Origin of the sequence: Alkalidesulfovibrio alkalitolerans DSM 16529 (genome assembly GCF_000422245.1) — a bacterium.
Taxonomy (GTDB): domain Bacteria; phylum Desulfobacterota; class Desulfovibrionia; order Desulfovibrionales; family Desulfovibrionaceae; genus Alkalidesulfovibrio; species Alkalidesulfovibrio alkalitolerans.
The window spans coordinates 83471-95572 of record NZ_ATHI01000022.1 but is presented as its reverse complement, the minus strand read 5'-3'; the positions used below and the strand labels follow the sequence as shown (position 1 = coordinate 95572).

10 protein-coding genes are annotated in these 12102 nt (G+C 60.9%); 5 read left to right on the top strand and 5 right to left on the bottom strand.

Annotation, left to right across the window (positions count from 1 at the left end; all coding sequences use genetic code 11):
- Positions 1-426 precede the first annotated feature (426 nt).
- The 4 genes from DSAT_RS07505 to DSAT_RS15955 form a co-directional block, all read right to left on the bottom strand.
- On the bottom strand, positions 427-1596 hold the full coding sequence (locus tag DSAT_RS07505; protein WP_020886769.1) for a Fic family protein: 1170 nt from the start codon (positions 1594-1596) through the stop codon (positions 427-429).
- 769 nt (positions 1597-2365) lie between these two features.
- Positions 2366-2599 carry a DUF2188 domain-containing protein gene (locus tag DSAT_RS07500; protein WP_015721203.1) on the bottom strand — a complete coding sequence of 78 codons (234 nt, stop codon included), beginning with the start codon at positions 2597-2599 and terminating at the stop codon, positions 2366-2368.
- 253 nt (positions 2600-2852) lie between these two features.
- The gene (locus DSAT_RS15145; protein ID WP_201764133.1) at positions 2853-3038 is read right to left on the bottom strand and encodes a hypothetical protein; all 186 of its coding nucleotides are present in this window, start codon (positions 3036-3038) and stop codon (positions 2853-2855) included.
- Between the two features lie 66 nt (positions 3039-3104).
- On the bottom strand, positions 3105-3413 hold the full coding sequence (locus DSAT_RS15955; RefSeq protein ID WP_371935787.1) for a helix-turn-helix domain-containing protein: 309 nt from the start codon (positions 3411-3413) through the stop codon (positions 3105-3107).
- Positions 3414-4184: 771 nt separating this feature from the next.
- On the opposite strand from DSAT_RS15955, the gene DSAT_RS07490 reads away from it, so the two are divergent.
- Positions 4185-4487, top strand: a complete 303-nt coding sequence (locus DSAT_RS07490) for a putative quinol monooxygenase (RefSeq protein ID WP_007182542.1) — start codon at positions 4185-4187, stop codon at positions 4485-4487.
- 604 nt (positions 4488-5091) lie between these two features.
- On the opposite strand, the gene DSAT_RS07485 is transcribed toward DSAT_RS07490, so the two are convergent.
- On the bottom strand, positions 5092-5601 hold the full coding sequence (locus tag DSAT_RS07485; protein ID WP_020886767.1) for a hypothetical protein: 510 nt from the start codon (positions 5599-5601) through the stop codon (positions 5092-5094).
- An 87-nt stretch (positions 5602-5688) separates the two neighbouring features.
- Here DSAT_RS07485 and DSAT_RS07480 point away from each other — a divergent pair, with 87 nt between their 5' ends.
- From DSAT_RS07480 to DSAT_RS07465, 4 genes are read left to right on the top strand one after another with little or no spacing between them, the layout of a single operon-like run.
- The gene (locus DSAT_RS07480; protein ID WP_020886766.1) at positions 5689-7518 is read left to right on the top strand and encodes an N-6 DNA methylase; all 1830 of its coding nucleotides are present in this window, start codon (positions 5689-5691) and stop codon (positions 7516-7518) included.
- The gene (locus DSAT_RS07475; RefSeq protein WP_020886765.1) at positions 7515-8795 is read left to right on the top strand and encodes a restriction endonuclease subunit S; all 1281 of its coding nucleotides are present in this window, start codon (positions 7515-7517) and stop codon (positions 8793-8795) included. Before DSAT_RS07480 ends, DSAT_RS07475 begins: the two co-directional genes overlap by 4 nt.
- A complete protein-coding gene (locus DSAT_RS07470; protein ID WP_020886764.1) occupies positions 8792-11734 on the top strand; it encodes a type I restriction endonuclease subunit R in 2943 nt (980 codons plus the stop codon). The genes DSAT_RS07475 and DSAT_RS07470 overlap by 4 nt, the downstream gene beginning before the upstream one ends.
- Entirely contained in the window at positions 11731-12093 is a 363-nt protein-coding gene (locus tag DSAT_RS07465; protein WP_011479396.1) for a M48 metallopeptidase family protein, read from the top strand. Before DSAT_RS07470 ends, DSAT_RS07465 begins: the two co-directional genes overlap by 4 nt.
- Positions 12094-12102 lie beyond the last annotated feature (9 nt).

The window sequence follows — 12102 nt, the reverse complement described above, 5'->3', positions numbered from 1 at the left end:
GGAGAAAACAGAGAATCAGAGGCCAAACAGAGAAAGAAAGGCGGGAGGATGGGGAGAATCGATGGTGCGTGGAGGTGCTTTGGAAAGATGTGAAACGGGCGAAAACACTTTAGAAACAAGGGGAAAAAGAGAGCCCGTCACCCCGGAGAATGACCCCAGAGAGACGGGTTTGTCTTTTCTAAATGGTGGAGCAAACAGCTCTCGACCGCAACTCAGCCTCCGGCCCCAATCAACCCCGTAACACATTGAAAACAAAGGGCTTCATATGGGAAGCCGAATCACACCCCAAGTTCCCGCCGGGGAAGCAACTTTTCTCTCCCGATTTCCAAGCTCCGGACGAGGATGCTGGGTTTGCAACGCGAGCGGATACCAGGAACAATCTCCCAACGAATCTGATTCGATTCCGAAAACCGGAATCGAACTGGCCTACCTGCCCGGCAGTTCCGTGCCGCGACTCATGATCTCGATATAGCCCGCATAGCTGAACAGGCGGTTGCGTTTCTGGGCGGTCAGCTCCTTGACGATGCCGAGCTGCTCCAGGTGGCCGAGCGCCTTGTTGACGGTGGCTGGAGTGATGCCGGTCTTCTCCACCAGCGAGCCCGAGGTGGCGATGGGATGCTCCATCAGCGCCCGGTGGACCTGCAGGGTGGATGCCGCCGCCCGTCCCAGGCCGCTGATCTTGTCGCGATCCTGGTTCGACAGGTCGAGGAGCTGCTGCGCCGTTTCCACCGCCTGGGTGGCGGTGACGATGACCGCCTCGGCGAAGAAATCGAGCCAGGCTTCCCAGTCGCCGGTCACACGCACTTTGTTGAGCAGCTCGTAGTAATACTGACGGTGCGTCTTGAAGTAGAGGCTGAGGTAGAGCATCGGTTCCCGCAGCACCTTCTGCTCGCACAACAGCAGTGCGATCAGCAGACGCCCTAAACGACCATTACCGTCCAGAAACGGGTGAATCGTCTCGAACTGCACATGGGCCAGCGCCGCCTTGAGCAGCACCGGGGTCGGCTCGGGCTGGTCATGGAGGAAGAGCTCCAGCTTGCTCATGCACTCCAGTACCTCTTCGGCCGGAGGGGGAACGAAGGCCGCGTTGCCTGGCCGAGTGCCGCCGATCCAGTTCTGGCTGCGCCGGAATTCGCCCGGGGTCTGGTTGCTGCCCCGCCCCTTGGTCAGCAGCACGCCGTGAATCTCGCGGAACAGCCGCAGCGACAGCGGCAGCCCTTCCTCCAGCAGGCGCAGACCATGGTCGAGGGCGGCAACATAGTTGCTGACCTCCCGCACGTCATCCAGCGGCACGCCGGGTTCCTGATCCAGCTCGAACAACAACAGGTCGGAGAGCGACGACTGCGTCCCCTCGATCATGGAGGAGAGTACCGCTTCCTTACGGACGTACATGTAGAGGAACAGCGAGGTGTCCGGCAGCAGGGTCGAGACGCTGTCCAGTCGCCCGAGGGCCAGCAGCGCCTGGTCGAACTTGCTGCGCAACTCCGGCGTCCAGTCGATGGGCGGACGCGGCGGCAGCGGCGCGGGCACGAAGGCCTGGGCCTTCTCACCCACCGTCGATATGGTCACGTATCTGCCTTGGAGTTCTCGCTTCATCCTGCCTGCCTCGAACCTAAAATAAGGCTCATCTTTATTTTATTTTCACTGCACATCCTAAAATAAAGAACCGGGAAGGAAAAATCAAGCGGATTTCCTGAACGGCCACTTCGATTTCCTCAGACGAGCGTTCGACGTTGCAACGCATCTGCTAAAGCGAAAAAAAGTTACAACCACGGCTCCGATTTTTCGGTTGCCGGAAAGCCCCTGGTATCAAAGGCTTTCGGGCCGTTGTTGCCTGGAATGGGCATTCTCCGGGGTCGGGAAGTACCGTTTCAACCCCGTTTCCTTTTCGGGGTCGCTTTCGGACGTGCGTTTTCTCCGTTCCACCGAAAAATCTCTCAAACTCGTCTTGAACTGCGCTTGACGCTCAACCCATTGTAAAATCGGGATTTCTGTGTGAGGCGGTGTCGGCGGGAGGTCGGAAACGCGGGAAATCGGGGTGAATAATTTTTGCGGTTTCGAGGTGAGTCCGATTTGCGTTAGCTCTCAGACCGGCAGAATCGGAGGGAACGACGACCTACCGCAAAACAGTCTCGAAGCCCGCGCTCCTCGTAACTACTTGATAATAAACGCCGAAGTCATCTTGCATAACCACTTCCCGACAACCCGACCAGAGAAACGAATTTCTCCCCTGATTTCCCGGCACCGGACGAGGGTGACGGGTTTGCAATAAAACCGGATACCTGGCGCTTCTCAGCAACAACTTCGAATCCGGTTTTCGGACGCCGGTTCGGTTCCCAAAACGGGAATCGAATTGGCCTGAGCATCAACCTTTTGGCGGATACGGATCGTTCCCGTGGCTGTCCTTGTTCTGGATCTTCCCGTCCTTGCCATGGATGTAGAACTCGGTGCCTTGGTTCTGGCTGATCTTGCGCCCGGCATCGACGGCTTCCTGCTTCTTATCGAAGTGGCCGCTGCTACGGGTCGCGCCATCTTTCTTGACGTCCCAGCCGCCGTCGGCGTTGGGCACGACATGATGTGATCCTGGTTTCTTTGGCATGGTCGCCTCCTGTTTACTTGGTTTCTGCTGGTGGGGTGGAATCCCGCACCAAACGACTATTGAAAGTACGCAATCGAAGCGCTGCGGGCTGCCGCGAACCAGTGCGAACCCCATCCAAAAGCCTGCCCGATTGTAGACCTGCAAGCGGGTTTTCTAGCTGGGCTGGTCGCCGGGAGCGGGCATCAAACCCGTCTGCGTTCCAGTGCCAGTTCAAATCCCAAACCCGGAATCGAACCCGCGTCCGCATGACGGTTCAGACCGAGGTTTCGTCGGCTGCGTCATTGTCGGCGGCGGGGTCGGTGAACCGTCGAATCGTCAGGGCACAGCGTTGTTCAATCAAGGTATTGATTTGCTCAACCACGGCGTTGCCAGCAAAACGGTGTCCGGGGTCAAACTGGAGCTTGCGTGCCGTTGCGGGCAGTAGTTTTGTCAGGTCCAAATGCGCCGTTTGGCCTGCGTCAGTTTCCCGGCGGTCTCCAGCTGTACATACACCAAACGCCTCTGGTCATCCACCGCGTCGCAACTCCCTGACACCCCGGCCCAGCTTGCGGCGCAACAGGGCCCGCAGGGTCACCCCATCCGAGTACCCGACCTGCGCGGCGACCTGGTCGACGCTCGCGTTTCCGGTGCGCAAGAGATGGACGGCATGTTCCACGCGCAGGTCCTGGAAATACGACAGCGGTGTCTTACCCAAAACGCTTTGCAGCCGCCGCGCCAAGGTGCGCTCGCTTGTGCCCGCGGCGCTCGCCGCCTCGGCCAGCGAGAACCCCTTCGCGAGCCGACTTCTGGCCCAGCACTCGAAGCGCTCCACCATCGGGTCGGCATGCGCAAGGTGGTCGGGAATCACGAACTCGGCTTGCGAACTGCGTGCCTCGACCAGCAGATAGCGTGCTACTAAGGCCGCCAGCGCCGGACTGCGCCCCCGGATGATGCGCAAGGCCAAGTCGACGTGGGCCAAAGCGGTACCCGCGGTAGTGAAGTGTGTCGAGTTCACGATCATGCGTGACTCGTCCAGCGTGACGTTCGGATAGCGCTGCCGAAACATCGGCCCCAGCCACCATGACGTCGTCGCACGATGCCCATCAAGCAGGCCACTCTCTGCAAGCAAGAAACTACCGGAGCAGGCGGCACCAAGGTGCGCGCCAGCGGTGGACCACTGCTGTAGCACGGCGACCGCATCGGGCACGTCGGGGCGTGTGAGCCGAGCCGAGAGCGTGTCAGGCATCTTTTCACCAAACGCGGGCACGAGCACGACGTCTGGTTCCGGCACACCACGCGCAGTGACCACGGGGACCGTCAAGCCTTGCGCAGTTCGGATGCGACGCCGCACGCCCACCAGCGTGATCTCGATGGGCGCGGGAGCCTGTGGCAGCGAGCCCGACATCGCATTGGCCAAGCCCACTGTGTCGGTGAGCGCCGCAAGCCCCAGATCAAACACGCCATCACAAACAAGGAGGTGGAGTTTCATGGCAACAATGATATCAATGTTGTCATTATTGTCTATAGAGATGGCTGTCATGAAGACTTAGACTGCAGTCTCGTCGATCCCTTCACCCACTTTCCCATTTACCCAAAGGATTACAGTATGACCAAGCTCGCCCTGTTTGTTCGCCTCGAAGCCAAACCCGGCCAGGAGGCTGCGCTAGCCGACTTCCTGGCCAGCGCACTGCCGCTCGCCAACGCCGAGTCCGGCACCACTGCCTGGTTCGCATTGAAGTTTGGCCCTTCGACGTTCGGTGTGTTCGATGCCTTTGCCGATGAGGCAGGTCGCCAAGCACATCTGAACGGCCAGATCGCCGCGGCCTTGATGGCCAACGCCGCGACCTTGCTCAGTTCTCCGCCCAATATCGAGAAGGTCGAACTGCTTGCAGCCAAACTGCCTGCATGACAACCCGGCCTTGACCCAATCAGGTCACGCTGCAGGATGGGGGCACGCGGCCCTACGCAGCGTCCCCCCTCGATTGCACTTGCCCATGGAGCTACCTTCCACAGCGATTGGGGGGGCAATATTGCAGCCAGAACTACCAAGCTGCGTCAGCAAGCAGGGGCAACATCAGGGCTAGCTGAGATGTTCCGATTCGTCGGGTAGTTATCGAGAAGTACCGATTGTTTGCAACGTGTCGGTACCGAGAGCCGTCTGGGTGAGCCAGATTTCCGGCTCATTGGAAGTCCGCAGTCCGCAAGCGCGGACTGATCAAGCGGGTTGTTCAAAATCAACAGCTTACCGTGAGGCCGTGCGGACTATTTCGAACTCCTGCGGGTTCCTGCGAACAGGATCGAACAGTTGCGGAGTTTCGGTGGGGTGGAACCCTGCGCCAAACCTGTGTAACTCAGCGCCTTAGAACCGCTGCGAACTCCTGCGGAAAGGTGCGGAATCCAGCCCCAACTGCCAACAATCCTACCAGTTCTGCCCGGCCGGGGTCACCAGACAAGTGCATCGTGCAGGACGCCAGTTCGATTCCCGTTTGCGGAATTGAACCCGCGTCCGCAGATCAGTCAGATGACCACAGTCGGTCATCATCCTGGGTCGCCGCCCAGAAGTCATCGAACAGCGCCAGCTTGGCTTCGTTGGCTGTCGGGTATGTCCTCGGACCGAATCGGTCCCCGATCTTGAAGCCCCAGCGCTTCGTCTTCGTCGGATAGACCACCAGGTTGTAGCCTTCGAGGTTGAGGAAGCTGTTCCCCTTGGCGGAGACCCGCCACTTGCGCTGCAGCCAGCGGGTCCGGCGCGCCGCCCGGTTACGCAGCCTTGCCTCGCGGCGCCTCGGTCCCTCGTAGTCGTCGCTCATCTTCTCGGCGCAGACACACCCGACTTCGAAGTTCTCGTCCAGACCCGGATGCTCCATGATGTGGACGTAGCGGATCTTCTCGTTGCCGCACATCTGGCAGGTGGCGTAATCGGTTTCGTCTGCCGGACCGCCATCAGCCCGCAAGTCGACGACGTCAACGCACGTCCACCCCTTGTGCGGCACGCCAGCCGTGTCCCATCGGTTCCCGCTCATGCCTGCACTCCTCTTCCGGAGGCGGTGGGGTACCCCATCGCCAAATTCTGCTTGACAAGCAAGTAGAATATAACAAACATAGCAAACATGACAAAACAAAACGATTTTCCAGCGATACTCCGCGCCATCCGCGCGGCCCTCAATCTGACTCAGGAGCAGCTCGCCGAGCGCCTGGGCGTCTCCTTTGCCACGGTCAACCGATGGGAGGGCGGCGGTAATAAGCCGCAGCGTGCCGCGCAGGAGACCATCCTCGCGCTGGCGCGAGAGGCCGGGGTCGAGGGTGCTGAAAGCCCCCCGCCTGCTGAAGCGGCTGCCCAGGTGACCCGGCGTCGCACCGGGCGGGTGGCGGCTGCGCCCACCACCAAGCCGATGGAACAGATGCTCTGGGACGCCGCCTGCTCGATCCGGGGCGAAAAGGATGCGGCCAAGTTCAAGGATTACCTGCTGCCGCTGCTCTTCCTTAAGCGGCTGTCCGACGTCTTTGACGACGAGATCGAGCGGCTGGCCGAGGAGTATGGCGACCGCGCCACCGCCCTGGAGATTGCCGAGTCAGACCACTCGCTGCTGCGCTTCTACCTTCCCCCGGAGGCCCGTTGGGCGGTGATCAGCGGGCGGGAGTCATTCGACTGGCCGCTCGATGACCGTGGTCGCCCGACCGCACCCCGGGACATCGGCGAGCACCTGACCAAGGCCGTGCGCGCCGTGGTCAAGCAGAACCCGACGCTCTCCGGCGTGATCGACGTGGTGGACTTCGCCGCCGAGCGCAATGGCGAGCGCGACATCAACCCGGCCAAGCTGCGCGGCGTGGTCGAAACCTTCTCTGACCCGCGTTACCGCCTTGGCCTCGCCGACGTGCAGCCCGACTTCCTTGGCCGCGCCTACGAATACCTGCTGCGCAAGTTCGCCGAAGGCTCCGGTCAGAGTGCGGGCGAGTTCTTCACGCCGACTGAGGTCGGCTTCTTGATGGCGCACATCCTGCGGCCCAAGCCCGGTGAGACCTGCCACGACTACGCCTGCGGCTCGGCGGGGCTGCTGATCAAGCTCCAGCTCGTTGCCCGCGAACTCGACCCCACCAGCCGCGTGCCGCTCAAGCTTTCGGGCCAGGAGCTACAGGCCGAGAGTTACGCCGTGGCGCAGATGAACGCCATCATCCACGACATGGAGGTGGAGCTGGCTCGGGGCGACACCATGATCAACCCGAAATTCCGCGAGGCCAGCGGCAAGATTCGCGGGCACGACATCGTGGTGGCCAACCCGATGTGGAATCAGCCGTTTGCGGCCGATCTGTTCGCCAACGATCCGTTCGACCGTTTCCGCACGGCGGGCGGCATCACCACCGGCAAGGGGGACTGGGCGTGGCTGCAGCACACGCTGGCATGCCTGGATGACCACGGTCGTGCCGCCGTGGTGCTCGACACCGGCGCGGTGACGCGCGGCTCAGGCTCCAAGAACGAGGACAAGGAGCGCAACATCCGCAAGTGGTTTGTCGATCAGGACTTGATCGACGGCGTGATCCTGCTGCCCGAAAACCTCTTCTACAACACCACGGCGGCGGGCGTGATCGTGGTGCTGAACAAGCGCAAGCCTGCCACTCGCAAAGGCAAGATCGTCCTGCTCAACGCCAGCCGCCACTTCCAAAAGGGCAAGCCGAAGAACTACCTGCCCGAGGAAGACATCCGGCCGCTCGCCGCGATGTACCTCAAATGCGAGCCGGTCGAGGGTGAGGTGGCTGTCATCACAAAACAGCAAGCTCAGGAGGCGGATTACAACCTGAGTCCGAGCCGTTGGGCAGGGCAAAGCGACGATGCTTCGCATCGGGACATGTCGCATCTAATTGCTGAATTGGCTGAGCTAGATGCGAAAGCATCCGAAGTGAACAAGGTGCTCTATCAACTGCTTTCTGGGGTGCGCAAATGAATGAGCTACCGGAAGGCTGGACTGTGGAACCTTTCAGTCAGGTAGCCAGTTATACGACGGGCCGCACGCCCGCGCGGGCAAACCCCGCGTATTGGGCAAAAGGTGAGCGTCAGGTGCCATGGGTGGCAATTTCCGACATGGAGCAATACGGCATCATCACCGAGACGGCTGAGTCTGTCTCCGCACTTGCGTTTGAGAATGTGTTCCGTGAACGCATTGTCCCTGCGGGCACGCTCATCATGAGCTTCAAGCTGACCATTGGGCGAGTGGCGACGCTCGGCATTCCTGCATGTCACAACGAAGCCATTATCTCGATTTTTCCACGGGAAGGCGTAGATCAGCGTTACTTGGGCTATTTCCTCTCGCAGGTTGATTACACCGATCATCAAGACCGTCAGATAAAGGGCAACACGCTCAATCAATCCAAGATTGACCAGATTCAGGTCGCCCTTCCTCCTTCCAAGGAGCAGGCCCGCATTGCAGATGTTCTCGACAAGTGTCGGCTTGGCATAAATACCGAGCGCGTAGCGGAAAAAACAGCAGAGGAACTCAGGCGTGCTTGTATGAGCGAGCTTTTTACGCGAGGCCTGCGTGGTGAAGCTCAGAAGGAGACCGAACTTTGCTTCGTACCAGAAAGCTGGTCTGTAGTCCGGCTTGGTGAAGTCTGCGCACTCAGCACGGGAACAACACCATCGACGAAAGAGAAGCACTACTACGACGGTGAAGTTCCGTTCATCAAAACTGCTGACGTGGTCAACAACCGGATCAGTGCTGCCAATACTTTTGTGTCGCAGCAGGCGATTGACGACTACAGCTTGAAGATTTTCCCGGTCGGTACTTTGCTGATGGCGATGTATGGCCAAGGAAAGACAAGGGGCCAAGTGTCCCTGCTGGAAATCCCGGCAGCAACAACTCAGAACGCTGCGGCAATTCAACCGTCAAGCGATATAGATTCCGCATTTCTGTGGCATTACTTGATGAGTTGCTACGAACGGCTGCGAGGCATGGGTTCTTTGGGCCACGTTTCGCATTTGAATCTTGGATACCTGCGGGACTTGCTCATCGTGAAACCTTCGCTGCAAGAACAACGAGAGATCGCAGTAATCCTCGATGCCATCGACAGCAAAGTTGACCTGCACCGGAAGAAGCGCGAAGTGCTGGAGGAACTCTTTGAGTCTCTGCTTCACAAGCTGATGACCGGCGAGATCGCCGTGTCGGATCTGGATCTGTCAGCGCTGTCCATGGCCTCGACGCAACATGAGGAGGCCACGGCATGAGCACACTCAAGATCAGCGAAGCCGGCACGGTGCAGTTCCCGATGGTCAAGCACGCGGTGGAGATCGGCTGGACGTCGATCACGCCGGAGGACGCACGCACCAAGCGCGGCGGCGAGGCGGGCACCTTCTTCCGCGACGTTCTGGAAGCCAAGCTCGCTGCGTTCAACCCCTGGATGTCCGCCGACGCGGTGCGCTCGGTGGTGGAAACCCTGGACGCGCTGCCGGCCACCATCGAGGGCAATCGCGAGCTGCTGGCCTGGCTGCGCGGCGAACGCCAGTGGTACGACGAGGCCGAGAAGCGCCATCGACCAGTGACGGTGATCGACTTCGAGCACGTCGCGGACAACGTCTTCCATGTGACCTGGGAGTGGAAGATCAAGCCGCCCGCGCGCAAAGGCAACCGGGCCGACGTGATGTTTGTCGTCAATGGCGTGCCGGTGGTGATCGTCGAGCACAAGAACCCGAAGGACGGCGACGCCATCGAACGCGCGATCAAGCAATTGCGCCGCTACGAGCTGGAAACGCCGGAGCTGCTGGCGACGACCCAGCTGTTCAACGTGACGCACCTGCTCGATTACTGGTACGGCGTGACCTGGAACGCCAACCGGCGCGACATGGCGCGCTGGAAACAGGCGCCGGAGGAAACCTACCGCTTTGCGGTGCAAGCCTTCTTCGAGCCGACCGACTTCCTGCGCACGCTGCAGCACTGGATCTTGTTCTACGTGCAGGATGGCGAGACACGCAAGTCTGTGCTGCGCCAGCACCAGCGGCGCGCCATCGACGCCATCCTGGACCGCTGCGCCGACCCGGCCAAGACACGCGGCTTGGTGTGGCACACCCAGGGATCGGGCAAGACCTTCACGCTGCTGACGGCGGCGCGTCAGATCCTTGAGGACAAGGCGCGTTACGCCAATGCGACCGTGATCCTGGTGGTGGACCGCACCGAACTGGAAGGCCAGTTGAAAGGCTGGGTGGAGCGCCTGCTGGGCGAGATGCAGCAGCAGGACATCGCGGTCGAGAGGGCCAACAACAAGGCCAAACTGCAGTCCCTGCTGGATGCCGACTTCCGTGGCCTGATCATCTCGATGATCCACAAGTTCGAGGCTATCCGCAAAGACAGCTGCCTGCGCGACAACGTTTACGTGTTCATCGACGAGGCGCACCGGTCGGTGGCCAAGGATCTCGGCACCTACCTGATGGCCGCCGTGCCAAAGGCCACGATCATCGGTTTCACCGGTACGCCCATCGCGCGCACTTCGCAGGGCGAAGGCACCTTCAAGATCTTCGGCACGCAGGATGAGCTGGGCTACCTGGACAAGTACTCCATCGCCGAGAGCATCGCCGACGAGACCACGCTGCCCATCAAGCACGTGATGGCGCCGAGCGAGATGACGGTGCCGGCCGAACGGCTGGACAAGGAGTTCTTCGCGCTGGCCGAGAGCGAGGGCGTGACCGATGTCGAGGAACTGAACAAGGTGCTCGACCGCGCGGTCGGCCTGCGCACCTTCCTCACGGCCGACGACCGGATCGAGAAGGTTTCGGCCTTCATCGCCGAGCACTTCAAGGAGAACGTGCTGCCCTTGGGCTACAAGGCCTTCGTGGTGGCGGTGAACCGCGAGGCCTGTGCCAAGTACAAGAAGGCGCTGGACAAGCATCTGCCACCCGAGTGGAGCGCGCCGGTCTACACCGAGAACTCCGCCGATGTGGTGGATCGGCCGCTGGTGGCCGAGTTGCAGCTCTCAGACGACGCCGAAGAGCAGGTGCGCTTGCTGTTCAAGAAGCCCACCGAGAACCCGAAGATCCTGATCGTCACTGACAAGCTACTCACGGGCTACGACGCGCCGCCGCTTTACTGCTTGTACCTCGACAAGCCGATGCGCGACCATGTCCTGCTGCAGTCGATTGCACGGGTGAACCGGCCTTATGTAGACGCGAACGGTGTGCAGAAGCGCGTCGGCTTGGTGGTCGACTTTGTCGGTGTGCTGCGCGAGCTAAAAAAGGCGCTGCAGTTCGATTCCAGCGACGTCAGCGGCGTGATTGAGGACCTCGACGTGCTGCTGCAGGACTTCCTGCAACGCATCGAGCAGGCCAAGAAGGACTACCTGGAGTCAGACGCCGGCGGCACCCCCGACGAGCGGCTGGAGCGCCTGGTGTTCGGACGCTTCCTGACGCCCGAGGCGCGTAAGACCTTCTTCGAGAGCTACAAGGAGGTCGAGGCGCTGTGGGAGATCCTCTCGCCAGACCCGGCACTGCGTGACCACATCGCAACCTACAAGCAGCTTTCCCAGCTCTACGCTGCCGTGCGCAACGCGTACGCCGAGAAGGTCGGTTTCGTGGCCGATCTGGCCTACAAGACGCGCCGCCTGATCGAGGAAAGCGCCGAGCAGCACGGCCTGGGTCGGCTCACCAAGAGCGTTACCTTCGACGTGGCCACACTCAACGCACTACGCAGCGAAAAGGGCTCCGATGAAGGCAAGGTGTTCAACCTCGTGCGCGGGTTGCAGCACGAGATCGACGAAGACCCCGCTGCGGCCCCGGTGCTGCAACCGCTGAAAGATCGTGCCGAGCGCATCCTGAAGGATCTGGAAGAGCGCAAGACGACCGGTCTGGCGGCGATGGACCAACTGGCGGCGTTGGCTGCCGAGAAGGAAGCGGCCATGAAGGCGGCGCGCGACAGCGGCCTGTCTGCTCGTGCCTTTGCAGTCGCCTGGGTACTGCGTGAGGATGCGGCCGTCAAGGCAGCGGGCATCGACCCCATGACACTGGCCAAGGATGCCGAAGAGTTGCTCGGGCGTTTCCCGAATGCCTCGGTCAACGCCGACGAGCAGCGACGGCTCCGTGCGTCGCTCTACAAGCCCCTCCTCGCGCTGGCGCAGGACGAGCGGGCACGGGTCGTCGATCTCGTTGTGCGTTTGCTGCTCACGGAGGGTGGCGAATGAAATCGTCCCTGTACCCGGCGCAGGACTTGCGACGCCGCGCACTGGCCTGGGCGGTCAAGTTGAAGGTGAATCCCCGCGTGGTTCGGGTGCAGGAGATGCGCAGGAAGTGGGGTTCCTGTTCATCGGCGGGAACCGTCACCTTGGCCACTGACTTGCTCGACCAGGATGAGCCTTTCCAGGATTACGTCATCGTTCATGAACTGCTTCATCTGCGTTACGCGAACCACGGGAGGATGTTCAAGGCGCTGATGAGTGCACATGTCCCGGGTTGGCGCACGATCGAGCAACGCCAGATAGGCGATGCAGATGGCGCATCCGTTGAGCGGCTCTCCCGCAAACCGAGCGGTCATGCCCGATGACGATGCAAT